Annotated in this window: 24 protein-coding genes; 11 read left to right on the forward strand and 13 right to left on the reverse strand. The window is 62.7% G+C overall.

Annotation, left to right across the window (positions count from 1 at the left end):
- Positions 1-14 precede the first annotated feature (14 nt).
- Both thiE and AC19YX_RS32300 read right to left on the reverse strand, forming a co-directional pair.
- Complete coding sequence (gene thiE / locus AC19YX_RS32295) at positions 15-638, reverse strand: thiamine phosphate synthase (protein WP_201128151.1); 624 nt, start codon at positions 636-638, stop codon at positions 15-17.
- A gap of 16 nt (positions 639-654) precedes the next feature.
- Positions 655-1,452 (reverse strand): hydroxymethylpyrimidine/phosphomethylpyrimidine kinase, encoded by a 798-nt coding sequence (locus tag AC19YX_RS32300; RefSeq protein WP_078471819.1) that lies wholly within the window; start codon positions 1,450-1,452, stop codon positions 655-657.
- A 289-nt stretch (positions 1,453-1,741) separates the two neighbouring features.
- Between AC19YX_RS32300 and AC19YX_RS32305 the strand changes: the two genes are divergently transcribed.
- From AC19YX_RS32305 to AC19YX_RS32320, 4 genes are all read left to right on the forward strand, one after another.
- On the forward strand, positions 1,742-4,138 hold the full coding sequence (locus AC19YX_RS32305; protein WP_500607839.1) for a hybrid sensor histidine kinase/response regulator: 2,397 nt from the start codon (positions 1,742-1,744) through the stop codon (positions 4,136-4,138).
- Positions 4,139-4,210: 72 nt separating this feature from the next.
- Positions 4,211-5,860: an acyl-CoA dehydrogenase family protein gene (locus AC19YX_RS32310; RefSeq protein ID WP_500607840.1), complete on the forward strand. Its 1,650-nt coding sequence runs from the start codon at positions 4,211-4,213 to the stop codon at positions 5,858-5,860.
- Positions 5,861-5,946: 86 nt separating this feature from the next.
- Complete coding sequence (amn, locus tag AC19YX_RS32315) at positions 5,947-7,419, forward strand: AMP nucleosidase (protein WP_201128143.1); 1,473 nt, start codon at positions 5,947-5,949, stop codon at positions 7,417-7,419.
- A 149-nt stretch (positions 7,420-7,568) separates the two neighbouring features.
- Positions 7,569-8,135, forward strand: a complete 567-nt coding sequence (locus tag AC19YX_RS32320; protein ID WP_201132075.1) for a pseudouridine synthase — start codon at positions 7,569-7,571, stop codon at positions 8,133-8,135.
- Here the strand turns inward: AC19YX_RS32320 and AC19YX_RS32325 are convergent.
- Positions 8,130-8,339 (reverse strand): DUF2788 domain-containing protein, encoded by a 210-nt coding sequence (locus AC19YX_RS32325; RefSeq protein ID WP_020295306.1) that lies wholly within the window; start codon positions 8,337-8,339, stop codon positions 8,130-8,132. The genes AC19YX_RS32320 and AC19YX_RS32325 overlap by 6 nt on opposite strands.
- Before the next feature lie 120 nt (positions 8,340-8,459).
- Positions 8,460-8,939, reverse strand: coding sequence for an Lrp/AsnC family transcriptional regulator (locus AC19YX_RS32330; protein ID WP_020295307.1), 480 nt, complete (start codon positions 8,937-8,939; stop codon positions 8,460-8,462).
- Positions 8,940-9,352: 413 nt separating this feature from the next.
- Here AC19YX_RS32330 and AC19YX_RS32335 point away from each other — a divergent pair, with 413 nt between their 5' ends.
- Positions 9,353-10,471: a DUF6515 family protein gene (locus AC19YX_RS32335; RefSeq protein WP_500607841.1), complete on the forward strand. Its 1,119-nt coding sequence runs from the start codon at positions 9,353-9,355 to the stop codon at positions 10,469-10,471.
- Here the strand turns inward: AC19YX_RS32335 and AC19YX_RS32340 are convergent.
- On the reverse strand, positions 10,465-11,361 hold the full coding sequence (locus tag AC19YX_RS32340; protein WP_201128141.1) for a cation diffusion facilitator family transporter: 897 nt from the start codon (positions 11,359-11,361) through the stop codon (positions 10,465-10,467). The two genes, AC19YX_RS32335 and AC19YX_RS32340, sit on opposite strands and share 7 nt — an antisense overlap.
- 27 nt (positions 11,362-11,388) lie before the next feature.
- Positions 11,389-11,808: a periplasmic Zn2+ metallochaperone PmcY gene (gene pmcY / locus AC19YX_RS32345; protein ID WP_020295310.1), complete on the reverse strand. Its 420-nt coding sequence runs from the start codon at positions 11,806-11,808 to the stop codon at positions 11,389-11,391.
- A 119-nt stretch (positions 11,809-11,927) separates the two neighbouring features.
- Between pmcY and hrpB the strand changes: the two genes are divergently transcribed.
- Positions 11,928-14,459, forward strand: coding sequence for an ATP-dependent helicase HrpB (gene hrpB / locus AC19YX_RS32350; protein ID WP_500607842.1), 2,532 nt, complete (start codon positions 11,928-11,930; stop codon positions 14,457-14,459).
- 19 nt (positions 14,460-14,478) lie between these two features.
- Here hrpB and AC19YX_RS32355 read toward each other — a convergent pair whose 3' ends face one another.
- Together AC19YX_RS32355 and AC19YX_RS32360 are read right to left on the reverse strand one after the other, a co-directional pair.
- The gene (locus AC19YX_RS32355; protein ID WP_500607843.1) at positions 14,479-15,558 is read right to left on the reverse strand and encodes an endonuclease/exonuclease/phosphatase family protein; all 1,080 of its coding nucleotides are present in this window, start codon (positions 15,556-15,558) and stop codon (positions 14,479-14,481) included.
- Between the two features lie 87 nt (positions 15,559-15,645).
- The gene (locus AC19YX_RS32360; protein ID WP_078471670.1) at positions 15,646-16,308 is read right to left on the reverse strand and encodes a DUF7847 domain-containing protein; all 663 of its coding nucleotides are present in this window, start codon (positions 16,306-16,308) and stop codon (positions 15,646-15,648) included.
- Positions 16,309-16,511: 203 nt separating this feature from the next.
- On the opposite strand from AC19YX_RS32360, the gene AC19YX_RS32365 reads away from it, so the two are divergent.
- From AC19YX_RS32365 to AC19YX_RS32375, 3 genes are all read left to right on the forward strand, one after another.
- Positions 16,512-17,288, forward strand: coding sequence for a DUF2076 domain-containing protein (locus AC19YX_RS32365; protein WP_500607844.1), 777 nt, complete (start codon positions 16,512-16,514; stop codon positions 17,286-17,288).
- Positions 17,289-17,437: 149 nt separating this feature from the next.
- Positions 17,438-17,917, forward strand: coding sequence for an NYN domain-containing protein (locus AC19YX_RS32370; protein WP_020296927.1), 480 nt, complete (start codon positions 17,438-17,440; stop codon positions 17,915-17,917).
- A gap of 27 nt (positions 17,918-17,944) precedes the next feature.
- Positions 17,945-18,556: a 3'-5' exonuclease gene (locus tag AC19YX_RS32375; protein WP_078471672.1), complete on the forward strand. Its 612-nt coding sequence runs from the start codon at positions 17,945-17,947 to the stop codon at positions 18,554-18,556.
- 33 nt (positions 18,557-18,589) lie between these two features.
- On the opposite strand, the gene AC19YX_RS32380 is transcribed toward AC19YX_RS32375, so the two are convergent.
- Positions 18,590-19,042 (reverse strand): Lrp/AsnC family transcriptional regulator, encoded by a 453-nt coding sequence (locus AC19YX_RS32380; protein WP_020296929.1) that lies wholly within the window; start codon positions 19,040-19,042, stop codon positions 18,590-18,592.
- Between the two features lie 160 nt (positions 19,043-19,202).
- On the opposite strand from AC19YX_RS32380, the gene yedA reads away from it, so the two are divergent.
- Complete coding sequence (gene yedA, locus AC19YX_RS32385; protein WP_201128126.1) at positions 19,203-20,114, forward strand: drug/metabolite exporter YedA; 912 nt, start codon at positions 19,203-19,205, stop codon at positions 20,112-20,114.
- Between the two features lie 130 nt (positions 20,115-20,244).
- Here yedA and AC19YX_RS32390 read toward each other — a convergent pair whose 3' ends face one another.
- Positions 20,245-20,703 (reverse strand): hypothetical protein, encoded by a 459-nt coding sequence (locus AC19YX_RS32390; protein WP_421548980.1) that lies wholly within the window; start codon positions 20,701-20,703, stop codon positions 20,245-20,247.
- A gap of 222 nt (positions 20,704-20,925) precedes the next feature.
- Between AC19YX_RS32390 and rhlE1 the strand changes: the two genes are divergently transcribed.
- Complete coding sequence (gene rhlE1 / locus AC19YX_RS32395) at positions 20,926-22,254, forward strand: RNA helicase RhlE1 (RefSeq protein ID WP_500607845.1); 1,329 nt, start codon at positions 20,926-20,928, stop codon at positions 22,252-22,254.
- Between the two features lie 51 nt (positions 22,255-22,305).
- Here rhlE1 and AC19YX_RS32400 read toward each other — a convergent pair whose 3' ends face one another.
- The 3 genes from AC19YX_RS32400 to galE form a co-directional block, all read right to left on the reverse strand.
- On the reverse strand, positions 22,306-23,538 hold the full coding sequence (locus tag AC19YX_RS32400) for a TIGR03862 family flavoprotein (protein ID WP_500607846.1): 1,233 nt from the start codon (positions 23,536-23,538) through the stop codon (positions 22,306-22,308).
- Between the two features lie 195 nt (positions 23,539-23,733).
- Positions 23,734-24,864, reverse strand: coding sequence for a glycosyltransferase family 4 protein (locus AC19YX_RS32405; RefSeq protein ID WP_500607847.1), 1,131 nt, complete (start codon positions 24,862-24,864; stop codon positions 23,734-23,736).
- Positions 24,865-24,870: 6 nt separating this feature from the next.
- Positions 24,871-25,884: a UDP-glucose 4-epimerase GalE gene (gene galE, locus AC19YX_RS32410; protein WP_500607848.1), complete on the reverse strand. Its 1,014-nt coding sequence runs from the start codon at positions 25,882-25,884 to the stop codon at positions 24,871-24,873.
- Positions 25,885-26,029: the final 145 nt, after the last annotated feature.

The following is a 26,029-nucleotide window of genomic DNA, read 5'->3' on the forward strand; positions in this document are numbered from 1 at the left end:
CGGGCTCTCAGCAATCAGCAATTGAATAAGTCGTTGAAGGCGCGGGCGCGGCGCGTCACTTCCTGGGTGCTCGATGCACCAAACAGGCCGTGGACCACCGCCAGCAGGTCGGCGCCATGGGCCACCAGTGGCGCGGCGTTGTCGAGGGTGATGCCGCCGATCACGCAGATCGGCAGGTGCAGGCTGGCGCGGGCCTGGTCCAGCAGTTCAAGGTCGGCGCTCGGTGCGCCGGGCTTGGTGCTGGAGTTGAAAAAGCGGCCAAAGGCGACATAGCTTGCGCCTTCCTTGGCGGCCTGCTCGGCGAGTGCGAGTTGGCTGTGGCAGGTCGAGCCGATGATTGCCTTGCGCCCGAGCAGGGCCCGGGCGGGCGTCAACGGACCATCGGTCTGGCCCAGGTGCACGCCGACACCAATGCGCGCCGCCAGCTCGGCGTCGTCGTTGATGATCAGTTGGGTCGTGTAGCGCTCGCACAGTCGCTGCAGGGTCTCGGCCTCGCGCAGGCGACGGGCCTCGTCGTTGCTCTTGTCGCGGTATTGCAGCAGCGTCACGCCGCCATCCAGCGCGGCCTCCACGTACTGCAGAAACTTGCCGGCCAACAATTGGCTGTCGGTGATGGCGTACAGGCCACGTAGTTTCATTGAAAGCCTCAAGGCGTTACGAGCAGAAATCCAGGGGTAGGCGGCGCGGTACGAACTGGCCTTTGCCCAGTTGTTCGGCGTCGCGCAGGGTGCGCCAGGTATAATCCAGGGCGGTTTTCACTGCGCTGGCCAAGTGTTCCCCTTGGGCCAGGCGGCCTGCCAGGGCGCTGGCCAGTGTGCAGCCGGAGCCGTGATAGCTGCCGGGCAGCCGCTGGCAGGTGTAGGTTTCACGCAGGCCGTCGCGACTATATAGACGATTATGCACCTGGTGCTCGTCGCCATGGCCGCCGGTGATCAGCAGGTGTTTGACGAACGGCAGGAGTTTTTCAGCGCACTGATCGGCGGTGCCTTCGGGCAATTCGGCCAGGATTCGTGCTTCAGGGAGGTTGGGAGTGGCAATGGTGGCCATCGGCAACAGGCGCTCGCGCATGGCATAGCCGACTTCATCCTTACCCAGGCGCCCGCCGCCGCCGGCCCTGAGCACCGGGTCGCAGACCATCGGCAAATGCGGATGCGCCTGGAGCAGTTCGACTACGGTGTCGACCATCTCCAGGGAACCGAGCATGCCGAGCTTGACCGCGGCCACGGTCGAATCATTGAGCACGGCGTTGGCTTGCGCCAGTACCCACTCACGATCCAGGACCCGGAAGTCGCTGACGTTGACCGTGTCTTGCACGGTCAGCGCGGTCACAGCCGGAGCTGCATGACAACCCTGGGCGAGCAGGGCTTCGATATCTGCCTGCAAGCCGGCGCCACCACTTGGGTCGTGGCCGGAGAGACAGAGGACAACGGGGCGAGAGCTGTAGATATTCATGGTGCGCGAGCTTACCACCAAACGTTTTTTTTCGCGGCTCTCGGCGCGCCTTTGCGCCGAGTCGCAGCTTCCCATGAATCGACTTGACTGAACGAACAGCTCTAGCTCAATGGATAGCTCTGAAATGCCCGTTCTAGAGCCTTTAGACTAAAATTTTCAATGGTGCTCAATGGCCATCAGCGGCTATGCTAGAGTGGATCCAAACCAATAACAGGTAATGCCGGTTTTACGTCTGCTCAAAAGGAATGGGGGCTTTTTGACACAACCGGACAGGCCACGCTGGGGCTTTATGCGCTATTTGTTGATGTTGCTGTTGTGTGTGCCGATGTTGGCTGGCGCGGTCGAGTTCGACGAGTTCACTCAACGCCTGCCCTTGGGCCAGGTCATGCAGGTGTTCGAAGATGTGAGTGGCGAGGCGACCATCGCCGAAGTCAGTTCACAGGCTTTGGCTGGCAATTTCAAAACCCACGAAAAGCCCACCCTCAATGCCGGTTACTCGCACTCGGTTTTCTGGTTGAAAGTCGACCTGGATTACCGGCCCGGCAACCCCACTGCACAGCGCACCTGGTTGCTGGAACTGGCTTACCCACCGCTGGATCATCTCGATCTCTATCTGCCCGATGAAGGCTCCGGCTACCGCCTGGCTGGCCGAACGGGCGACGCCTTGCCCTTCGACAGCCGGCAGATCCGCCAGAACAACTACCTGTTCGACCTGAGTTTTGCGCCCAACGAGCACAAGACGGTGTTCCTGCGCCTGCAAAGCGAGGGTTCGATCCAGGCCCCGCTGACTCTCTGGTCGAGCACCGCCTACCTCGAGGCGCAGCCGATGCGCCTGTACGTACTGGGCCTGATTTACGGCGTGCTGCTGGGGATGCTGATCTACAACCTGTTCATCTACCTCAGCGTGCGCGACACCAGCTACCTCTACTACATCTTCTATATCGCCTCGTTTGGCCTGTACCAGCTCTCGGTCAACGGCGCGGCGGTCGAGTATTTCTGGCCGAACAACCCATGGTGGGCCAACGCCGCCACGCCATTCTTCATCGCCTCGGCCGCGCTGTTCGGCAGCCAGTTCGCCCGCAGTTTCCTGCAGACCTCAAGCCACAGCCGTTGGGTTGATCGCCTGTTGTTAGTGCTGATCGCCTGCAGCGCCGTGGTGCTGGGCCTGTCGCTGATGACCAGCTACGCCCTGGCCTTGCGCCTGGCGACCGGCCTGGCCCTGATCTTTACCGTGGTGATCTTCGTTTCCGGGATTGTGGTCTGGTACCGAGGCTTGCGCGTGGCGCGCTATTTCATCATCGCCTGGTCGGCGTTTCTGTTCGGCGGGGTGATCAACACCCTGATGGTGCTCGGTTACCTGCCTAACGTGTTCCTGACCATGTACGCCAGCCAGATCGGTTCGGCGATCGAGGTGGCGCTGCTGTCCCTGGCCCTGGCCGACCGTATCAACTCGATGCGCGAGCAGCAGGCGCAGACCCTGTTCGATGCCGGGCAGAAGCTTGAAGTGCTGAACCAGCAACTGGCCCACAGCAATCGGCTCAAGGACGAGTTCCTGGCCACCCTGACCCACGAATTGCGCACCCCGATGAATGGGGTGATCGGCTCCCTGGAACTGATGCAGACCCTCGATCTGGATCCGGAGCTTGAGCAATATCAACAAACCGCTGCCGGCTCGGCGCGGGACATGATGCGCATGGTCAACGGCATCCTCACCCTGACCGAATTGCAGGCTGGCAAGCTCAGCGCGCAGCGCGAGTCGTTCAGCCTGCGTTCGATGGTTGATGGCCTGCGCCTGCAGTTTGCGGCCAATGCCTCGGGCAAGGCCCTGGGGTTCGATGTCGACCTGGCGGCCGGGGTGCCGGACCGCCTGCTGGGTGATCGCGGCAAGCTCAATCAATGCCTGGAGTGCCTGCTGGACAATGCCATCAAATTTACCCGTGTCGGTGGAGTGGTCCTGCGTATCACCGCCAAGCCGGAGGTTGATGGGCGCCAGGCGCTGACCTTGGCCGTGATCGACACCGGGATCGGCTTCGTCAATCTGGACGAGGCGACCCTGTACCAGCGGTTTTTCCAGCTCGACAGCTCAATGACCCGGGAATATGGCGGGTTGGGTGTGGGTCTGGCCATTTGCCGGCAGTTGATTGAGCTGATGGGGGGCCACCTGACCCATGAGTCCGAGCCGGGGCGCGGCAGTTGCTTCCGCCTGGAGGTCGAGTTCGAGGTGGACGTCAGTCCCGCTCTGCACACCCCTTCGGTGTTCCAGGCGCGCTCGGTGTGCCGGCGGGTGCCGGAGGATTGCACGATGCTGCTGGTGGATGACAACAGCATCAATCAGTTGGTGGTGCGTGGCATGTTGCTCAAGCTCGGTTACCGGGTGCTCAGCGTCGACAGCACCGCCCAGGCCCTGGAGCAGCTGCGGGTGGAGAAGGTGGATGGGGTGCTGCTTGATTGCCAGATCAGCGCCCAGGACGCCACGGCGTTCAGCGCCCAGGTGCAGGCCTTGCCTGGTTGCGCCAGGTTGCCGGTGCTGGTGGCGCTGGCTTGCACCCATGCTGCCGAGCGCGAACATTGCACGGCTTATGGCTGGATCGAACACGTGGCCCGGCCGGTGAAATTCGAGGAGTTGCAGGTGGTGCTGTTCAAGCGTGTGCTCTGTCCTGAGCAGGGTGAAAGTGCCGATATTTAGGCGTATATGACACTTTGAACCCCGGGAGTGGGGTGCTTAACTGAGGCCAGTCACGCCTTCAGGAGCCCCGTCATGAACCTGCACCAGTTCGCTGAAACCCACGAAGTTACGAACCAGCCGCCGTCTCTGGATGGCATCAACCTGTATCGTATCGACCTGCCCCTGCAAGAGTGGACCCGGCGTTTTGGCGGCGCCTGGGCCGAGCCGCGGATCGATGCCTATGGGGCGCTGGCCGGTGGCCCGCTGATGGAGGCGGGTTTCCTGGCCAATCAGAACAAGCCGGTGTTTGTCAGCCATGATCGCTTTGGGCATCGCCTGGACCTAGTGGAGTTTCATCCGGCCTATCACCAGTTGATGCGTACTGCCGTCGAACATGGTTTACCGTCGCTGCCCTGGACCGACGCCCAGCCCGGCGCCCACGTGGCTCGCGCCGCGATGACTTACCTGCACAGCCAGGCCGAGGCCGGCAGCGGTTGCCCCCTGACCATGACCTTTGCCTGCGTCCCGGCGTTGAAGCTGCAGCCCGACCTGGCCGAGCAATGGCTGCCCAAGGTGCTGGCCACCGAGTACGACCCGCGCAACGTCGGCATCGCGCACAAGGCCGGTGTGACCATCGGCATGGCGATGACCGAGAAACAGGGCGGCACCGATGTACGGGCCAACACCACCAAAGCTTATCCGGTGGGAGCGGGTGGTCCCGGGCAGGCCTATGAGCTGGTAGGGCACAAGTGGTTCTGTTCGGCGCCGATGTGCGATGCCTTCCTGACCCTGGCCCAGACCGAAAAGGGCCTGACCTGTTTCCTGCTGCCCCGGCATCGCCCTGATGACAGCCGCAATCAGTTCTATATCCAGCGCCTGAAAAACAAGCTTGGCAACTGCTCCAATGCTTCCAGCGAAGTGGAGTTCCGCGGCGCCCTGGCATGGATGGTGGGCGAGGAAGGTCGCGGGGTGCCGACCATCATCGAGATGGTGGCCATGACCCGTTTCGATTGCATGGTCGGCTCCAGCTCACTGATGCGCCAGGCGCTGACCCAGGCCAGCCATCATTGCGCCCATCGGCTGGTGGGTGGCCGGGTGCTCGCCGAGCAGCCGCTGATGCAGAACGTCCTCGCCGATCTGGCCCTGGAAAGCGAAGCGGCCCTGGCCTTGAGCCTGCGCATGGGACGGGCCCTGGATCACCTGGATGATGGCCAGGAGGCCAAGTTCTCGCGGCTGGTGACGGCAGTGGGCAAGTATTGGATCTGCAAGCGGGCGCCGGCCATGATCAACGAAGCCGCCGAGTGCATGGGCGGCGCCGGGTACGTGGAAGAAAGCATCCTGCCGCGGCTGTACCGCGAGGCGCCGGTCAACTCGACCTGGGAAGGCTCGGGCAATGTGCAGTGCCTCGATGTGCTGCGTGCCCTGTCGAAAGAGCCTGGGGTGCTGGATGTGTTGTTCGCCGAGCTTGGCGATGGTCATGGCGATAAACGCCTGGCCGCTCATATCACCACGCTGCAACAGGCGTTCAAGGACACCGACGATATCCAGTACCGCGCGCGGCAGCTCACTGAAGACATTGCGCTCGGGTTGCAGGCCAAGCTGTTGCTGGAGGCGGGCAATGCGGCCGTCAGTGATGCCTTTATCGCCAGTCGCCTGGGCAATGCCGGGCGCGTCTACGGCACCTTGCCGCGGGGCCTGGATGTCGCGGCGATAGTGGCACGCTGCACGCCCCAATCCTTTTGATCAACCTTGGGCGCTGGTAGCGATTGGGCGGTTCCCGTGAGGCGGCGATGCAGGCAAGATGAACGCCTGCAAGATCAGAACACAGGATGCTTATCGTGACCGAAGCTTTTATTGTCGTTCAAACCGCCGAGCAAGCCGTGGATCGGCTTGCTCAACTGCATGAGCGGGCCACCACCGCCTTGAGCCAGGCGCTCAAGCGCTATCTCAAGGATCGCGTCGAACCCACCGCCGAGCAACGGGCGCAGTTTCGCTACCCCGAATTACGATTGACCTACCTCTGCCAGGGCGAAGTCCCGCAAACCACCCGGGCCTATGCCAAGGTCCAGCTGCCGGGCACTTACAGTGTCACGGTCACCCATCCGGCGGCGTTCCGTAAGTACCTGCTGGAGCAACTGGTGCCGTTGATGCACGACTTCACCGTGACCGTGGAAGTGGGCGTCAGCGAGCAGAATATTCCGTATCCCTATGTGGTCGAACAGGGCGATGAGCTGGCCGGTTCCGGCGTGACCGCCGCCGTACTGGCGCGGGTTTTCCCCAGCACCGACCTGTCCGCCGCCACCGACGGCATTGCCGACGGCCTGTATGACTGGGAAAACACCGACCCCTTGCCCCTGGCGCTCTTCGACGCCGCACGGGTGGACTTTTCCCTGCGGCGCCTGGTGCATTACACCGGCAGCGACTGGCGCCACGTGCAGCCCTGGATCCTGCTGACCAACTACCACCGTTACGTCGACCAGTTCATTACCCACGGCCTGGAGCAACTGCGCAGCGATCCGCGTTTTGTACGCATGGTGTTGCCGGGCAACGTGGTCATCGAAAAAACCATGGACCACGGCGAAGCCTCGGCGATTGCCGCCGGGGTGGTCTGGCACCGCTACCAGATGCCGGCCTATCACCTGCAGGCCTCCGATGGCCATGGCGTGACCCTGGTGAATATCGGCGTCGGCCCGTCCAACGCCAAGAACATCACTGATCACCTGGCGGTACTGCGTCCGCATTGCTGGCTGATGATCGGCCACTGCGGTGGCCTGCGGCAGTCGCAGACCATTGGTGACTATGTGCTGGCTCACGCCTATATGCGCCGCGATGGGATTCTGGACCGGGTGGTGCCGCCCAATATTCCGATCCCGGCCCTGGCCGAAGTGCAGATGGCCTTGCAGCAAGCCGCGGCCAATGTCACCGGGGAGAAGGGCGACGACCTGAAAAAACGCCTGCGCACCGGCACCGTGCTGACCTATGACGACCGCAACTGGGAGTTGCGCTGGGCTCAGGAACGACCGCTGATCAACTTGTCCCGGGCCGTGGCCGTGGACATGGAAAGCGGCACCATTGCCGCCCAGGGCTATCGCCTGCGAGTGCCGTACGGCACCTTGCTCTGTGTCTCGGACAAACCGCTGCACAGCGAAATCAAACTGCCGGGTTCGGCCAACGCTTTTTATGAGCGAGCGGTCAGCCAGCACCTGAAGATCGGCATCGCAGCGGTGGACCTGCTGCGCACCGACCTCAACTCGCTGCACTCGCGCAAACTGCGCAGCTTCGACGAGCCGCCATTTCGCTGAGTGTTTATTGAATGGTCATTTGGCGATCAGGCCACTAGCATTGTCGGTCCTGATCGCTGAATGTCCTTTTCACCATGCCCCGTCCCCCTCGTCCCGTTTCCCGCCGTCCTGGCAGCAACAGCCCGTCTTCCGGCCAGGCGCCGCGCCGTATCGCCAAGGCGCCGCCGACCGAGCCGAAACTGATTCTGTTCAACAAACCCTTCGATGTGCTGACCCAATTCAATGATGAGCAAGGGCGAGCGACCCTCAAGGATTTCATCGCCGTACCGGGCGTCTACCCGGCCGGTCGCCTGGACCGTGACAGCGAGGGCCTGTTGCTGCTGACCAACGATGGCCAGCTTCAGGCGCGCATCGCCGACCCCAGGCACAAGTTGGCCAAGACCTATTGGGTACAAGTCGAGGGCGTGCCCAGCGCCGAGCAATTGCAGCAACTGCGCGATGGGGTGCAGCTAAATGACGGCCCAACCCTGCCCGCCGAGGCCCGAGCCCTTGATGAGCCCGAGCTGTGGCCGCGCAATCCGCCGGTGCGCTTTCGCAAGAGCGTGCCCACCAGTTGGCTGGAGTTGGTGATTCGCGAGGGGCGCAACCGTCAGGTCCGGCGCATGACCGCTGCGGTTGGCCTGCCGACCCTGCGCCTGGTGCGGGTCAGGATTGGCGACTGGACGTTGGACGGGCTGGATCAGGGGCAGTGGAAGGAAGTCCCGGCGCGTTTATAGAACCCCGGACTCGATGAGGCCGATGACCACGCTCTTGATAATGAAGGCGGCCACGCCCAGGCCCAGGACGAAGAACAGGATGAACGAGCCGAAGCGCCCGGCCTTGGACTTCTTCGCCAGATCCCAGACGATAAACGCCATGAAAATGATCAGGATGCTGACCAGGACCGTCATCATCCATTCTTCGAAAACTGCAGGATCCATCGAACATCTCCAGCGCAGGCAGGGCAAAAAAGGCCGGCCGAGTATACGCCAAGGGGTATGGGCAGGGCATTGATCTGCGTGCGTTACGTCGCCACAGGCAGGCTCGCTGGCGCGGCGTAATCAGCCGCGCAGGTGGGTAAGTGGCAGTTCGGTGCTGTTGAGTACCTGGTTGAGGACGAAGCTCGAACGCACGCTGGTGACGCCTTCGATGCGGGTCAGGTGGCCCAGCAGCAGTTTCTGATAGTGGTCCATGTCGGGCACCACGACCTTGAGCTGGTAGTCGGCGTCCATGCCGGTCACCAGGCTGCATTCCAGGACCTGAGGCAGGTTGCGGATCGCCGCTTCAAAGTTCTCGAAGCGCTCGGGGGTGTGCCGGTCCATGCCGATCAGCACGTAGGCGGTCAGGCTCAGGCCGAGCATCTTGCGATCGAGCAGGGCGACCTGGCGCGAGATGTAGCCGTCGTCCTCCAATTGCTTGACCCGGCGCGAGCAGGGCGAGGGTGACAGGCCAATACGCTCGGCCAGCTCCTGGTTGGAGATGCGGGCGTCGCGTTGCAATTCAGCCAAAATGCTCAGGTCGTAACGGTCGAGTTTGCTCATGGAACAGGCCTTTGTCATAACTATTGCGCCAGATTATCTATCCTGAGTTAAAAATTGCGCAAGCTATGTTTATTTGAGCAATCTTCGCAATCCTGTGTCGACGCTCCAGGCCTATTCTTAACACCAGAATCACTGCCCGGACATAGAGTCCAGTGCGGCCCGCCGAATCAGGCCAGCCGCGGTCGCCACCCCCACAGGGTTGAGTCGGCCCCCGGGCTACACACTGTCCAGAAGACGGAGTGAGGTGAGCCGGGGCCACAAGCGCCGAGCACGGACGAAAATCTCAAGGGGGGACCGACGGGTCCCCCTTTTTTATTGCCCCTAAATAAGTCTCGTGACTGATAACCTGTCGCAGAACCGGCCTGTGCTTTTCCAGTCTTATCTATAGGCCCTAATCCGCAGTGAGGAATAGCATGAAGTCGCGCATCTGGCGTTTGGCAGGTGTTGGTTTGCTGTGTATCAGTGTCAGCGCGCAGTCGCTGGCCGACGAGCGGGATGAGGCACAACAACGTCCTCAGCATGGCGCCGGTGGTGGCAATGGCGGCGGCCAGCGCGAACATGCGCCAGAGGCGCGTCCGGCACCCGCCCAGCCGCGTCCGGAAAACAACCAGAACCGTCCTCAGAATAATCAGGCCCGGCCGCAGAATGAGATCATTCGCGGCGATAACAGCCGCCAGTTCGAACATAACGGCCAGAACCCGGGAAGCCAGAACCCGAGTGGACAATGGCAGAACCGTCCCCAGCACGATCCAAACGGCCAGGGCCGTCCGGTGCAGCAGCCTGCCGTGCAGCCGGCAACCCGCCCGCAGAACAACCTGCCGATCCAGGGGCGTCCCGACACCGTGCGCCAGACCCAGGAGCCGCAGCGCGGCTACTACCAGGACACGCCGCGACGCAATGATTACAACCAGCACTGGCAGGCGGGCGGGCCGGGCTCGCGTCCGGGCGGCGGACATGCCGACGATCATCGCTGGCCGGGGCGCCCGGATGGGCATGGCAACGGCTGGGGGCCAGGCCCGCAGTATCGCCCGGGGTATGTGATCGACCGTTTTCCGGATCGCAATTACCGCGTGCCTTATCGGGGCCAGGACTACTTCTTCTCCGGTGGCTATTGGTATCGCCCGCAAGGCCCGCGCTACGTCGTGGTGACGCCGCCCTATGGCATTCGCGTGGGTTATTTGCCGGATTACGCCCGGGAAGTCTGGATCGGCAGCGCGCTGTTCTTTCTCGCGGCGGGCGCCTACTACACCTACGAAGCCAACACCCAGGACTACGTGGTGGTGCAGCCGCCGGTGGCCAGCCCGCCGCCGCAACAGGCGGGCAATGGTTATGACGTGGTGGCTTACCCGGTCAGCGGGCAATCGCCGCAGCAGATCGATCAGGACCGTTACGACTGCTATCGCTGGGCCGTGCAGCAAAGTGGCTTCGATCCGGCAGTGGCCACCTATCCGCCTGCGCCCGAAGTGGTGCAGACCTACCGCCAGGCCCAGGGCAGTTGCCTGAGCTCGCGCGGTTATCAGGTGACTTACTGACCCCTGGCAGCCAGCACCACTTCCTGTGGGTCGGCGTGCACCAGCACTTCGGCCCTCGGGTAGGCGGCATGGATCGCATCGGCGGCCTGGTCGCTGATGCCATGGGCCACTGACAGGCTCAAGTCCCCCGGCAGTTCCAGGTGCAATTGCACGAACCAGTGACTGCCGGAGATCCGCGTGCGCAAGTCATGGGCACCCAGCACCCCTGGAACGGCGCAGGCCAGTTCGAGCATGTGCTGGCTGACATCCGGCGGCAATTCTTCGTCCATCAGCACGGCCACGCTCTCGCGGGCTATCTGCAGCGCACTCCACAGGATGTAGACGGCGATCGCCAGGCCAAACCAGGCGTCCAGCTGGTGCCAGCCGAAACTGGCGAGCACCAGCGCCACCAGGATGCTGGCGTTGAGCAGCAAGTCCGAACGGTAATGCAGGGAGTCGGCCCGTACCGCCGTGGAACCGGTTTCGCGGATGACCCGGCTCTGCACCATCAGCAAGGCCACGGTCAGGGCCAGGGACAGCAGCATCACGCCGATACCGACCCAGGGCGCGCCCAGCGGCTCGGGGTTTTTCAGGCGTTCGATGGCCTGGATCGCGATCAGCACCGCACTGGCGGCGACGAACACCGCCTGGGCCATGCCTGACAGCGACTCGGCCTTGCCGTGGCCATACCGGTGGTCGTCATCGGCCGGGCGCAGGGCGTAATGCACCGCCAGCAGATTGAGGAAGGACGCCGCACCATCGAGCAACGAATCGGTCAGGCCCGCCAGCAGGCTCACCGAGCCGCTGAGCCACCAGGCGACGGCCTTGGCCACGATCAGGATGCTGGCCACCGCCAATGATGCGCGGGTGGCCAGGCGCAGCAGGCGCGCGTGTTCCGGACTAGTGCTCATACGAGGCGAATTCCTTCAGAGGCCGCTTCAGGCCGCAGGCTGCAGGCCGTACAGCGCCAACTGTTGCACGCTGCCTTTGTGCTGGATCAGGCGTGGATCATCCAGCGGAAAGCTGCCGCCCAGTTCGCTTTCGAGAATCGCCTGCAGTTTGCGGTTATCGACTTTGCCGTCGGCGCCTATGGCTTGCTGGAGTTTTTCCGGGGCGATCTGCGCGGTTTTTCCGGGCTCCAGGTAGATGGCGCCGGTGGCGAAGTCGACGCCGAAGGCGATCAATCCGGGGATCACGTAAAACAGCAGCCCCACGGCATCGAGCACAGCCACCAGGGGGTCGATCTTGCCTTCGATCTGGCCGCGTCGATCCGGGAAGAAAATCGAGCCGCAGGCGGTGACCTGGGTCAGCAGGGTGGCGACCAGCACACCGCCAATCAAACGGAAGGGAATACGCATGGAAATCTCCTGAGCAAAGCGTGAAGCCAAAGGGGGTGAAGCGTTGTCGGTTTGAGTTCAGACCGTGATTAACGCCAGGCAGTTCGCCGTTATACTCGCGCCTCTGTTTTGGAGCCAGCATGAATTCTTTGCCAATTGATGAAGTTTTGCCTGCACTGCGCGCCGCCCTGGCGACACGCAATGAGGCGGTGCTCGAAGCACCGCCGGGTGCCGGCAAGACCACCCGCGTGCCTTTAGCCCTGTTGAATGAAGCGTGGCTGGCCGGACAGACCATCCTGATGCTCGAACCACGGCGCCTGGCAGCCCGCGCGGCGGCCGAGCGCCTGGCCAGCGAGCTGGGGGAGAAAGTCGGTGAAACCGTGGGCTACCGCATCCGCCTGGACAGCAAGATCGGCCCCAACACCCGTATCGAAGTGGTCACCGAAGGCATCCTGACCCGCCGCCTGCAGGACGACCCGGCGCTGGATGGCGTGGGTTTGCTGATTTTCGATGAGTACCACGAGCGCAGCCTCGACGCCGACCTGGCCCTGGCCCTGAGCCTGAATGGCCGCGAGCTGTTTCGTGATGAGCAACCGCTGAAGATCCTGCTGATGTCGGCCACCCTGGAAGGCGAGCGCCTGTCGCAACTGCTCGACGATGCGCCGATCCTGCGCAGCGAAGGGCGCATGTTCCCGGTGACCCAGCGTTGGGGGCGGCCTTATCAGCCTGGCGAGTTTATCGAGCCACGGGTGGTGCAGACCGTTCTTGAGGCCCTCAACGATGAGCCCGGCAGCCTGCTGGTGTTCCTGCCGGGGCAGGCAGAGATCCGCCGGGTGCATCAGCAACTGGCCGAGGCCCTGGGGGACCGTCGCGAGATCCTGCTGTGCCCACTGCACGGCGAGCTGGATCTTGCAGCCCAGCGTGCGGCCATCGACCCGGCGCCGGCCGGCCAGCGCAAAGTGGTGCTGGCCACCAATATCGCGGAAACCAGCCTGACCATCGACGGCGTGCGCGTGGTGATCGATGCCGGGCTGGCGCGGGTGCCGCGCTTCGATCCGGGCAGCGGCATGACCCGTCTCGATACCCAGCGCATCTCTCGCGCCAGCGCCACACAACGTGCCGGCCGTGCGGGGCGCCTGGAGCCCGGGGTGTGTTATCGCCTGTGGTCCGAGGATCAGCATGAGCAACTGGCGGCCTATGCCAGTGCGGAAATCCTCCAGGCGGATCTGGCCGGGCTGGCCCTGCAACTGGCCCGCTGGGGCGTCGCTCCGGGGCAATTGGTGTGGCTGGATGGGCCGCCCACTGCGGCTTACACCCAGGCCCGGGACTTGCTGGAGCGCCTCGGTGCCCTGGAAGCCAAGGCCGGTGAAGAGGCTACGTTATCGCGCCACGGCCAGGCCATGGCGCAATTGCCGGCCCATCCACGCATCGCCCATTTGCTGCTGCGCGGCCAGGCCCTGGGGCTGGCGGACATGGCCTGCGATGTGGCCGCGCTGCTTGGCGAACGGGACATCCTGCGCGGTGCCGGTGCCGACTTGCACAGCCGCCTGGTGTTGTTGTCGGGCGAAGCCCGTGCGGCTCGCGGTGCCCAGGGTGGGGTGCAGCGGGCACGGCAATTGGCGCGACAGTACCGCGGCTACCTGCGGGGCAACGCCAGCGTCGCGGTGCCGGACCCCGAGCATCCGCGCTGGCTGGGGGCTTTGCTGGCCCTGGCCTATCCGGATCGCGTGGCTCAGCAGCGGCGTCCCGGGGGGGCTGAGTATCGCCTGGCCAACGGGCGTGCGGCGCTGTTCAGCGAGGCCGACAGCCTGATGAAGCAAGCCTGGCTGGTGATTGCCGATCTGGGCAGCCGCCAGGGGCAGCGCGAGGAGCGGATTTACCTGGCGACCGATTTCGATCCGGCACTGTTCGATTCGGTCTTGGCCGAGCAGGTTCGCACCGTCGATCAACTGGATTGGGATGAGCGCGAAGGTGTGCTGCGAGCCGAGCGCCAGCGCAAGGTTGGTGAACTGGTGCTCAGTCGCGAACCCCTGACCGGGCTGGACGAGGCGGCGCGCAGCCAGGCGCTGGTCAACCTGGTGCGGCGCAAGGGGCTGGAGCTGTTGCCCTGGACCCCGGAGTTGCGCCAGTGGCAGGCACGAGTGGCCTTGCTGCGGCAACTGGACCTTGCCGCCAAGTCAGACAGCGAGTGGCCCGATGTCAGTGACGGCGCTTTGCTCAAGGGCCTGGAGCACTGGTTGCTGCCGTACCTGGGCAAGGTCTCGCGGCTCAGTCATTTCGCCCAACTGGACCTGTCGAGCATCGTCCGCAATCAGTTGCCCTGGCCGCTGCCGCAACGCCTCGACGAGCTGGCGCCGCAGCATTTGAGCGTGCCCTCGGGTTCGTCGATTCGCCTGGACTACAGCGAGCAGCCGCCGATTCTCGCGGTGCGCCTGCAAGAGCTGTTCGGCTTGGCCGAGACCCCGCGCATCGCCGGTGGCCGACAGGTGGTCAAGCTGCACCTGTTATCGCCGGCCCGGCGTCCGGTACAGGTAACCCAGGACCTGGCCAACTTCTGGCGCAGCACCTACGCCGAAGTGAAAAAAGACTTGAAGGGCCGCTACCCGAAACACTATTGGCCGGACGACCCGCTGGTGGCCGAAGCGACCGCGCGGGCAAAGCCGCGCAAGTAGCCCGGTCAATAAACGCGGGTTATTGCGCGGCTGGCAGCAGGAAGCGGGCGATCACCGGTAAATGGTCGGAGATGCGCAAGGTGTCGTCCTGCCTGACCCGGGCCTCGACCCGCTTGATGCGCGGGCTGTAGAACAGGTAGTCGACCGTGCGGTCAGGGCCGCTGAGGCTCGGGTCGTTGGGGTAGTGGGTCAGCCAGTTTTCGCGGTCAATGCCGCCGGCCTGGGTATTGGTCGGCACCATCGGATATTTGTCCCACAGCAGGTGCAGCGCGCTGTCGGCGGCGTAGGGCGCGCGCTGTTCCGGCGCCAGGCGCTGGTACTGGCCCAGGGGCAGCAGGTTGAAGTCGCCACCGATCAGCCAGGGCGTGCCGCGCCCTTCGAACATGTCGAGCACCTTGGCGATGGCCGTGACCTGGTTGGGCAAGGTCTCGTCGGCCTGTTTCGCCCGTTCCAGGTGGGTGTTGAGAATGGCCATCTGCCCGCCGTCGGTCAGGGGCAGGTAGCTCACCAGCAGGGCGTTCCTGGGCTGGTACTGACGGCTCAGCAGGTTGGCGGAGGCGATCGGCAGTTGCAGGCGTTCGGCGTGCTCGATCTGGTAGCGGCTCAGGGTGGCCAGTTGCCGGCCGACGCTGCCGAAAATATGCGGTGAGGGAATGAAGTCGGCCTTCCAGTCGTAGGCCTGGGTGCTGCAGGGGTAGAGGTCGGTGACCCGTTCCTGCAACAGCTTGAGCTGGTCCTGGTAAGCGCTGGCCTTGGCGCCGTTGTCCAGTTCCTGCAGCAAGACGATGTCGGGTTGCTCGTCGCGGATAACCCGTGCCACCTCGTCGAGGCTGAAGGCCATGTCCTCGGTGGTGGGGCTTTCATCCGGGCCCTGGGCCTGGTCATTCCAGAACACATAGCGCTTGCCGGCTAGGTACTGGACGTTCCAGGTCATCACCTTCAGCGCCTGGCCGGGCATCAGGATCGGAGCCTTGGCCGCGCAACTGACGGGCAGCGATTCCTTGGCATCCGGGCGCCACGTCAGGCTGTAGACCAGGCTTGCAAACAGTCCGGCCAGCAGGAGCAGGCCCAGCAGGGTGAAGCGAAGTAGACGGGTCATCGGCTCGGCTTATGGCGTTGCAGGATTGAGCGCGAGCATAACCGAGAGCAGGGCCGCGGCCCAAGGGGCAGAGCGGCCGGTGTCGGTTCAGCGTTTGTCGGGCAGATCGCTGATCAGCATGAACAGGCGGAACAGCACCACGCTGGTGAACAACTGCAGGAAGCTGTAGGCGCTGTCGATCACCAACCCCAGGAAGGCGTTCTGCGGGTCCGGGTAGGCCGCACTGCTGGCGCCCTTGAGCAGCCACAACGGGGTCATCACACAGAGGATGCACACCAGGATACGCAGGAAATGACCACGGGTCAGGCGCAGGCTTTCCTTGATCGCCGCCAGCGGTTGCAGGCCCTTGAGCACCAGCAGGTATTCGGCGAATGCCAGCATCACCATCACGCACAGCCCGGGCAGGAAGTACATCGACAGCCCGAGCAGAATCAGCAGGGTGCTGGTGGCGGTCAGCAGGGCAAAGCGCGGCCACAGCGTCAGGGACATGGCCAGCAGGTCACGGGTGCGAGGTGATTCGCCACGGCTGCGGGCATCGAGAAACAGAATCAGGGCGCCGGTGTACAGCGGGTAGACCAGCAGCCCCACCAGCACGCTGTAGCCGGGGAAGGCATCGGGGCCCAGGGCGTTATCGACGACTTGCTGCAACAGCGCTTCGAGTACCACCAGCGGCAGGCACAAGGGCACGATCTGTCCCAGGTTGCGCCGGAAGAAGAACAAGGAGTCGCGGAGCACGTCTAACGGATTCATCGGTTGGTATCGCAGTGGCAGAGCGGTTTGCCACTTTAACCGATGCGGGCCCCGGGCAAGCAAACGTAAACGTTCGGTAAAGCCTATTGAAAGCCCGGGCAACAGCCCCATTACTGATCCGGGCATCAGCCCGTTTCCTGGTCAAACCCTTTATCCACAACGGACAAGGGCCAGTTTTCTACCGGCAATCTAAAGAGGTCGCCATGAACAGCGAAGAGCAAGCCCTGATCGATGGACTGTTTTCACGGTTGCAGCAAGCCGAAACGGATTCAGCCCCACGCGACGCCCAGGCCGAGGCGCGGATCAAGGAGCATCTGACCCGCCAGCCCGCCGCGGGCTATTTCATGACCCAGGCGATTCTGGTGCAGGAGGCCGCACTCAAGAGCCTCGATGAGCAGAACAAGCAGTTGACCCAGCAAATCCAGCAATTGCAAAGCGAACTGCAGCAAGCCAGGGCCCAGGCCGCCGCCCCGGCGCCGAGCACCGGCGGGGGATTCCTGTCGAGCATCTTTGGTGGCTCCCGCGACGCGCAGCCGGCCCCGACGCAAAGTGCTGCGCCGGCGTCCAGCGGTGGCTGGCGTGAACCGGCGCGGCCGTCCTTCAATGCCCAGCCGCAGCAGAATTTTGGTGCGGCACCGCAAAATTATGCGGCGCCGCCGCAAAACTACGGGCAGCCAGCCGCACCGGCGGGCAGCGGGTTTCTCGGTGGGGCGTTGAAAACCGCAGCCGGGGTGGCGGGTGGTGTGATGCTGGCGCAAGGCATCAGCAGCCTGTTCCACAGCAACCAGCAACCCCAGGAAGTGGTGGAAGTGATCAAGGAAGAGCCGGCTCCGGTCAGCGATAGTGGCAGTGGCTGGGGCAATGACGACCAGCGCCTGGCCAATAACGACTCCTGGGGCAGCAATGACCAGGGCGGCCTGGACGATGCCGATTACGGCAGCGACGACAGTTCGTTCTCTGACGACGATTCCTTCGTCTGATCCCTTCGCCTGATCTGCGTTCGGTCCGGGAGCCCATGGCCCCCGGACCGATTATTCGCGGAACATTCCCCATGGCTGGCATACTGGGCGACTTTTCGGGGTTTGAGTCCCGATCCAGCCTGCGCGCTCCAGCGCCATGAGGATTAGCGGTGAAAAAAATCGCTGTGTTCGCCGACGTCCAGAACCTCTATTACACCGTGCGCCAGGCCTATGGTTGCCACTTCAACTACGCCGCCCTGTGGGCTGATATCAGCAAACAGGGGCAGATCGTCGAAGCCTATGCCTATGCCATCGATCGCGGTGACAGCAAGCAGCAGCAGTTCCAGCAGATCCTGCGCAACCTGGGCTTCACGGTAAAACTCAAACCCTATATCCAGCGCAGCGACGGCTCGGCCAAGGGCGACTGGGACGTGGGCATCACCATCGACATCATGGACGCCGCGGCTCACGTCGATGAGGTGGTGCTGGCCTCCGGCGATGGTGACTTCGACATGCTGCTCGAACGCATCATCCACAAGCATGGGGTCCAGGCCGTCGCCTATGGCGTGCCGGGGCTCACCGCCAATTCGCTGATTCGCGCCGCCTCGCGCTACGTGCCGATCGAAGGCGCGTTGCTGCTGAAGAACTGATTATTTTTTGTACGGAGCTGGACAGGTTTGGAACGCATTGCAGTCATCGACTTTGAAACCACCGGGATCTCCCCGAGCAGCAGTTGCCGGGCCACGGAAATTGCCGTGGTGATCCTGCAGCAGGGGCGCATCGTCGAGCGTTACCAGAGCCTGATGAATGCCGGCGTGCGGGTGCCGGGCTTTATCGAGCAACTGACCGGCATCAGCAACGCCATGCTGCGCACCGCGCCTTCGGCGGAGCAGGTGATGAACGAGGTCAACGAGTTTGTCGGCACCACGCCGTTGCTGGCGCATAACGCCGCCTTTGACCAGAAGTTCTGGGATTTCGAACTGGGACGGATCAAGCGCACCCGCTTGCAGAACTTCGCCTGCTCCCTGTTGCTGGCGCGGCGCCTGATGCCGGCAGCGCCCAACCACAAGCTCGGGACCCTGACCCAGTTTGCCGGCCTGCCCCATACCGGCCAGGCTCACCGGGCCATGGCCGATGCCGAGATGGCGGCCAACCTCACCACGCACCTGGCCGAGGAACTGCGCCGCACCCACGGCCTGCGCGAGCTGTCCCATGACTTCCTGTGCACATTGCAGAAAGTCCCGGCGGCGAAAATTCCCGACCACCTCAAGCGCCATCGCGGGTTCTAGGGCTGTTCGTTCGGCGCCGTCAGTGAAACTCGCTTACTTGCCGTTGTGTTCCAACTGGCCCAGGGGCACCCGCCGTTCGATGGCGCTGGAGAGCACGATCGAAGTCTTGCTGGAGCCGAACTGCGCCACCCGGTTGATCAGGTCTTCCAGCTCCGGCATCGACGCCACGGCGGCGCGCATGATCATGCAGGGGTCGCCGGTGACCCGGTAGCACTCGGTCAACTGCGGGATCCGGGCCAGTTCGTCATAGGCCTTCTGGTTGCCGTGCTGGGCCAGGCGCAGTTCGATCACGCACTGGATCGGCAGCCCGAGCTTGGCCATGTCGACGTTGGCCTGGTAACCGGTGATCACCCCGCTGGACTCAAGCTTGGCCACGCGCTCGGCCACGGCGGGGGCTGACAGATTCACCTTGCGCGCCAATTCGGCATAGGTCGCCCGGCCGTTTTCGATCAGTGCAGCGAGGAGCATGCGGTCATATTTGTCCATGATAAGGCTCCCAAACGCCCTGGCTTTCGAATGCATGGCTTATAGCCGTAATCTCCCTATTTTGGAAAGTGTACGGGCCTTATAAACAGGTTTTGTAACTTAATTTCCCTGCTCCGGCTTTCTAAAATAGCCTTCCCATTGCCTGCCTACCGAGCTGCTTATGCCTGGCCTTCGCCGCTTTCCCTTGCCGTTGATTGCCGCCTTTTTTGCCTTGTATGTGATCTGGGGTTCGACCTACCTGGTGATTCGCATCGGCATCGAATACTGGCCGCCGCTGTTGTTGGCCGGGATTCGGTTTGTGCTGGCCGGCAGCCTGATGTATGGCTTCCTGCGCTGGCGCGGCGTGCCGGCACCTACCTGGGCGCAGTGGAAGGCGGCGGGGATGATCGGCATTCTGCTGCTCAGCTGCGGCAACGGCGCGGTCAGCGTGGCCGAACACACCGGCGTGGCCTCGGGTGTGGCGGCGCTGGCGGTGGCCACCGTGCCGCTGTTCACCTTGCTCTGCGGTTATTTTTGGGGCGCGCGTAATACGCGGCTGGAATGGGCCGGCATCGTCCTTGGCCTGATCGGCATCGGCATGCTCAACCTCGGTTCCAACCTGCAAGCCAGCCCACTGGGTGCGGGCCTGTTGGTGTTCGCAGCAGCCGCCTGGGCCTTTGGTTCGGTATGGAGCAAGCACTTGCCGCTGCCCCAGGGCGCCATGGCCAGTGCCGCAGAGATGCTGGTGGGTGGCGTGGTGTTGCTGATCGGCAGTGCCCTGAGCGGCGAACAGCTGGAGAGCGTGCCGCCACTGGAAGGCTGGCTCGCCCTGGCCTACCTGGTGGGTTTTGGCTCGATCATCGCTTTCAACGCCTATATGTACCTGCTCAAGCACGTGCGCCCGGCCGCGGCCACCAGCTACGCCTACGTCAACCCGGCCGTGGCCGTGCTGTTGGGGATCGTGTTTGTCGGCGAGACCATCGGCACCGAAGAGGCCCTGGCAATGGTGGTGATCATCAGCGCCGTGGTGCTGATCGGCCTGCCGCAGTGGCGCCGGTCCAAGCCGGTGGTGGAAGAGCAGACCGCGGCCTGAAGCAGGCCGCCGTTTGTGAGGGTTGGCGACAGCTGGACTTGGCCGGTGGCGTGCCCGTGCCCGTGCTGATGCCGGGCCCCATAAAAAACGCCGGGCATTGCCCGGCGTTGTGTTTTTCAGCGCGCAGGGGTCAGGCATAGCCCGTCAGCATCAGCACGGCGACCATCAGGCCCACCACCGCCGCTGAAAACAGCAGCCCGATACCCGCGACGCGCCATAGCGAGTAGAACGGACCGTTGCTCGCCTTGTGCTCCAGCAACAGCGGCCCGAACAGTTGACGCGCATAAGCGTTCATCGCAAACAGAGGCGGCAGGACGAAAACCACGGCGGGGATGTTATCCGGCAGGAAAAACCCGGCCAGGGTCATGGCGACAAAAAGTCCGATGCCGATTGCCCAGACGGTGTTGGCCTCGGACTCACGGCCCAGTGCCTTGAGGTTCTGGACGATGAAGTAGGCGCCCGCCACCGAGGTGCCGAAGAAGGTGCCCAGGCCGACGGCGGCCACACTGTAGAGGCGCTGATTGTGGGCGGGGGTCTTGTCGGCGAGCAGTTCGGCCGCGGGGGCCTGGAAGGGGTTTTCGTTGTCCATGGGGGCAGTGGCTCCTGAGGTGCAAGGCATTGGGGGCGCGATAGGACGGGCACCAGGGCGCATCGATCCGCCCGCGCAGGGCAATTCTGCTCGGCTGGCGGCCGAGCGTCCACCTCGGCGATTGTCCGCCGTGCCTGGGTTTCGACTCAGGAGAACGCCCCTGAATTAGGGTAAACTGCCGCGCATTGCACCCTGTGCTGACATTTTTCCTACGGTACCCCCATGACATTCGCCACTCTTGGCCTGATCGAACCCTTGCTGCGTGCTCTCGAAACGCTTGGCTACCAGACCCCGACCCCGGTGCAGGCGCAAGCTATTCCAGCCGTACTGGCCGGTCGCGACCTGATGGCAGCCGCCCAGACCGGCACTGGCAAGACCGCCGGTTTTGCCGTGCCGCTGTTGCAACTGTTGGCCATGGAAGGGCCGAAAGTCACCGCCAACTCAGTCCGCGCGCTGATCCTGGTGCCCACCCGCGAGCTGGCCGAACAAGTGCACGAAAGCGTGCGCCAATACGCCGAAAACCTGCCCCTGAGCACCTACGCGGTGTACGGCGGCGTCAGCATCAACCCGCAGATGATGAAGCTGCGCAAGGGCGTCGACCTGCTGGTCGCCACCCCGGGTCGGTTGCTTGATCTGTTCCGCCAGAACGCGCTGAAGTTCAACCAACTGCAAACCCTGGTGCTGGACGAAGCCGACCGGATGCTCGACCTGGGCTTCTCGGAAGAGCTGTCGAATATTTACCGCGTGCTGCCGAAAAAGCGTCAGACCCTGCTGTTTTCTGCCACCTTCTCCGACGAAATCCGCCTGCTGGCCGGGCAGATGCTCAACGACCCGCTGAGCATCGAAGTCAGCCCGCGCAACGTTGCTGCCAACACGGTCAAGCAATGGGTGGTGACGGTGGACAAGAAGCGCAAGCCGGAACTGTTTGTGCACCTGATGCGCAAAGGCAAGTGGAAGCAGGTGCTGGTGTTCGCCAAGACCCGTAACGGGGTCGATGCCCTGGTGGAAAAACTTCAGGGCATGGGCGTCAACGCCGATGGTATTCACGGCGACAAACCCCAGGCCACCCGCCAGCGTGCGCTGGATCGGTTCAAGGCCAGCGAGACGCAGATCCTGGTGGCCACCGACGTCGCCGCCCGCGGCCTCGACATCGAAGACCTGCCGCTGGTGGTCAACTTCGATTTGCCGATCGTCGCCGAAGACTATATCCACCGCATTGGCCGTACCGGGCGTGCCGGTGCCACCGGCGAGGCGATCTCCCTGGTGTGCGCTGATGAGGTGAACCTGCTGTCGGCGATCGAGACCCTGACTCGCCAGACCCTCAAGCGCCATGACGAGCCGGATTTTGTGCCCGAGCACCGGGTGCCGGAAACCGACGCCAGCGGCCAAGTGGTGAAAAAACCGAAAAAGCCGAAAAAACCCAAGACCTCCGGTGGCAAGCGCAACCTCGGCAAGTGGGTGGAAAGCGGTGAAGTGGCCGAAGCCCCTTCAGTAAAACCGGTGCGTAAAGTGCCGGTCTTCAACACGGGGCCGCGCAAAAGGAAGCCTTGAGGGGCAGCGGCAAGCTTCTAGGGGCAAGCTGCAAGTTTTGAAGCTTGCGGCTTAGGTCTTGTCGTTTAGCCAGCCCTTGATGCCCATTCCTGCGGCTCTCCCGCCGGCGAAGCAGGCGGTGAGCAGGTAGCCGCCGGTGGGGGCTTCCCAGTCGAGCATTTCGCCGGCGCAGAACACCCCCGGCAGGGCCTTGAGCATCAGTCGTTCATCCAGCGCTTCAAAGGGCACGCCGCCAGCACTGCTGATGGCTTCGTCCAGCGGGCGGGTTTTTACCAGATTCAGGGGCAAGGCCTTGATGGCCTGGGCCAGCGAGGCTGGATCGGCGAAGCATTGGGCGTCGGTCAGTTCGCGCAGCAGGGCGGCCTTGAGTCCATCGATGCCCAACTGGCTGTGCAGGTGCTTGGCCATGGAGCGCGAGCCCCGTGGCTTGCTCAGCGCTGCCAGGACTTTGTCCGCAGCCTTGCCCGGTAGCAAGTCGATATGCACGGTGGCCACGCCGTGCTGCTGGATAGCCCGGCGAATCGGTGCCGACAAGGCGTAGATCAGGCTGCCTTCGATGCCACTGGCGGTGATCACGCATTCACCCAGTCGCGGTTTATCGTCGTTGAGGCCGATGGCCACGTTTTTCAGCGGCGCGCCGGCGAATTTCTCGCGCAGCAACGGGCTCCAGCCCGCCACGTCAAACCCGCAGTTGCTGGGCTCCAGCGGCGCCAGCGGGATGCCGCGCTGTTCCAGCAACGGCAGCCAGGCACCGTCCGATCCCAGCCGGGCCCAACTGCCGCCGCCCAGGGCCAGCAGCACGGCGTCGGCCTGTACCGCAATTTCGCCTTCCGGGTTATGGATTCGCAGGCTGTTATCGGCATTCCAGCCCAGCCAGCGGTGGCGGGTGTGGATAACTACACCGGCATCGCGCAGGCGCTTGAGCCAGGCACGCAACAGCGGCGCAGCCTTCATTTCGGTAGGAAACACCCGGCCGGAGCTGCCGACAAACGTCTGGATACCCAGCTCATGAATCCACTGGCACAGCGCCTCGGCGCCAAATTCCCGCAGCAACGGGGCGATGTGCGGCGCCCGCTCGGCGTAGCGGGAAAGGAAGGCCGGATAGGCTTCGGAGTGGGTGATGTTCATGCCACCGACCCCAGCCAGGAGGAATTTTCGGCCCACCGATGGCATGCCGTCGTACAGGTCGACCCGAACCCCGGCCTGGCTCAGCACCTCGGCGGCCATCAGGCCGGCGGGGCCACCGCCGATAATCGCGACGTGGGAAGGAGGGGAGGAGGGCATCAATAAGCCTAGAAAATGGGGGGAGGGATATTGTAAGCAATGCTAGGGAGCAGTCACCTATCTTGAGGTGCCGTCACCGCAGTTCTGCTGATGGCCGACGGGCCGTGCAGATCATTCAGGCTGGCTGCGTCGGAGCAGCTTCCTCTGGATAAGTTGCCGGCCATTGGCATGGAGTGCATGCCGTCGGATTCATCATCAGATATTCAACAGGTTCAACAGTCGCTGATTGACCTCTTGCGCATCGAACGTTTCCTGGGCCATGCGATAGCTTTCCTGGCCCATTTTTTCCAGGCGTTCGGGGTGCTCGATGATGAAGAGCATCTTTTCTGCGAGCTTTTGCGCCGACCAACGTGGCACTAGAAAGCCATTTACGCCATCGACCACCGTTTCACGGCAGCCTGGCCCATCTGTCGTGATTACGGCTCTCCCCACGGCCATCGCCTCTTGCGTACTTCGAGGAACACCTTCTCGATAGTAGGACGGCAAGACGAACACGTCGGATTCGATAATCCAGTCCACGACATTGGAGACATGTCCTGGGTGTACCACCAGCCCATCTTCGACCAGTTGTTTGAGCGTCGCCGCCGATAGGCCGCCGGGGTTTTCTTCGTCCAGCCCGCCCAGCATTACGAACCGAGTCTGCGGGTAGCGCTCCTTTACCAGTCGAGCCGCTGTCACATATTCGTTCACGCCTTTTTCCGCAAGCAACCTGCCGATAAACAGAAAGGAAATGGGTGCTTTAGCGACGGTGGGAGAGTAGGGGTAGTCTTGAAGATTCAGGCCTATGGCGCCCAGCACATCAACTCTTTTTACAGTGATGCGGTACTTGTCTATCAGGTCGACCGGATCATCCGGGTTGAGGAAAATAATCCTCTCGAGAAAGGGAAAAGACAGGCGATAAAGAAGTGCCTGGACTTGCCTTAGCACCCTCAGTTTGTAGCCGGTTCCAGAGGGTGTGTCGGTAAAGACATACCCTAGCCCCTCAAGCATGCCGACCCGGCGTTTGACGCCAGCCAGCACTGCGGCAAAGGTCCCGAATATCACCGGCTTGGAAAAATAGGAGAACACCAGTTCCGGTTTTATCTGCTTGAGGATCTTTGCCAGTTTGAGGGTGTTGGCAATATCGGAAAACGGGTTCAAGCCAGTGCGGCTGAAGCTGTAGTCGACAGTAAGGGCTCCAAGTTTCTGGACCTTTTCCCGGCTCTTTTCGTCGTAATCCAATGCCAATGCATAGACTTCATGGCCGGCAGCAACCAGGGCCTTGATCAGATCTGCACGAAATCCGTAAACGCACGCAGCAGTCGTTCCGACCAGCGCAATCTTCATTTAAAACTACCTGTATCCATCTGGATTGTTCGACTGCCAGCGCCACGTATCTTCCATCATCTCTTTCAAACCGAGTTCTGCCTTCCAGCCCAGATCGTGAAGTGCCTTGGACGGATCTGACCAGCATTGCGCAATGTCGCCCTGCCGACGGGGGGAGAGGGTGTAGGGAATGCTGCAGCCAGAGGCCGCTTCGAATGCCCGGATCATCTCCAGTACTGAGTAACCCACACCCGTCCCCAGGTTCCAGGCGTTTATGCCGGAGTGTTGGGAAATGTAGTCCACGGCGGCTAGATGCCCTTTGGCAAGATCAACGACATGGATGTAATCCCGAACACCGGTGCCATCGTGCGTCGGATAGTCGTTGCCATAGATGGAGAGCCTTTCGAGTTTTCCCACGGCGACACGGCTGATGTAGGGCAACAGGTTCTCCGGCGGGCCATTTGGGTCCTCGCCTAGCAGGCCACTATGATGCGCGCCCACCGGATTGAAGTAACGCAGCAGCGCAACTGACCAGCGTGGATCGGCGGTCGCCATGTCCTGCAAGACTTTTTCCACCATTAACTTGGAACAGCCATAGGGGTTGGTGGGTGTTCCCAGTGGGCAGCTCTCGACAATCGGTTTCTGCACCGGATCGCCGTACACGGTGGCGGAAGAACTGAACACCAGGTGGTATACACCTGCGGCTGCCATGGCCTGGCACAGGGTGATGCTGCCACTGAGGTTGTTCTGATAGTAGGACAACGGCTGTTTTACACTTTCTCCGACGGCTTTCAGGCCAGCAAAGTGCAACACCACGTCAATCTCATGTTCGGCAAAAATGCGGTCAAGGGTGGCCCGATCGCAAACATCGCCCTGGATAAATACCGGTGTACCTCCGGTTATTTGCTGCACGCGCTGTAGCGATGACATGGAGCTGTTGCACAAGTTGTCCAGGACCACGGCTTGGTGGCCGGCCTGGAGCAACTCCAGCAAGGTGTGTGAACCAATATAACCTGCGCCGCCAGTTATTAAGAACCGCATAGTTTTGATCCTACTTCAAGGGCGGTTGCAGGAGCTGAGTGCAACACGGTTATTGAATTGAAGCAGGAGCCTCATGTTGCAAGCCCATCAGCTGAGTGAATACCTCGATCGGACACAGCCAGTTAAATCGCTTGCGTGGTCGGAT

The organism is Pseudomonas sp. MF09150, assembly GCF_059862355.1.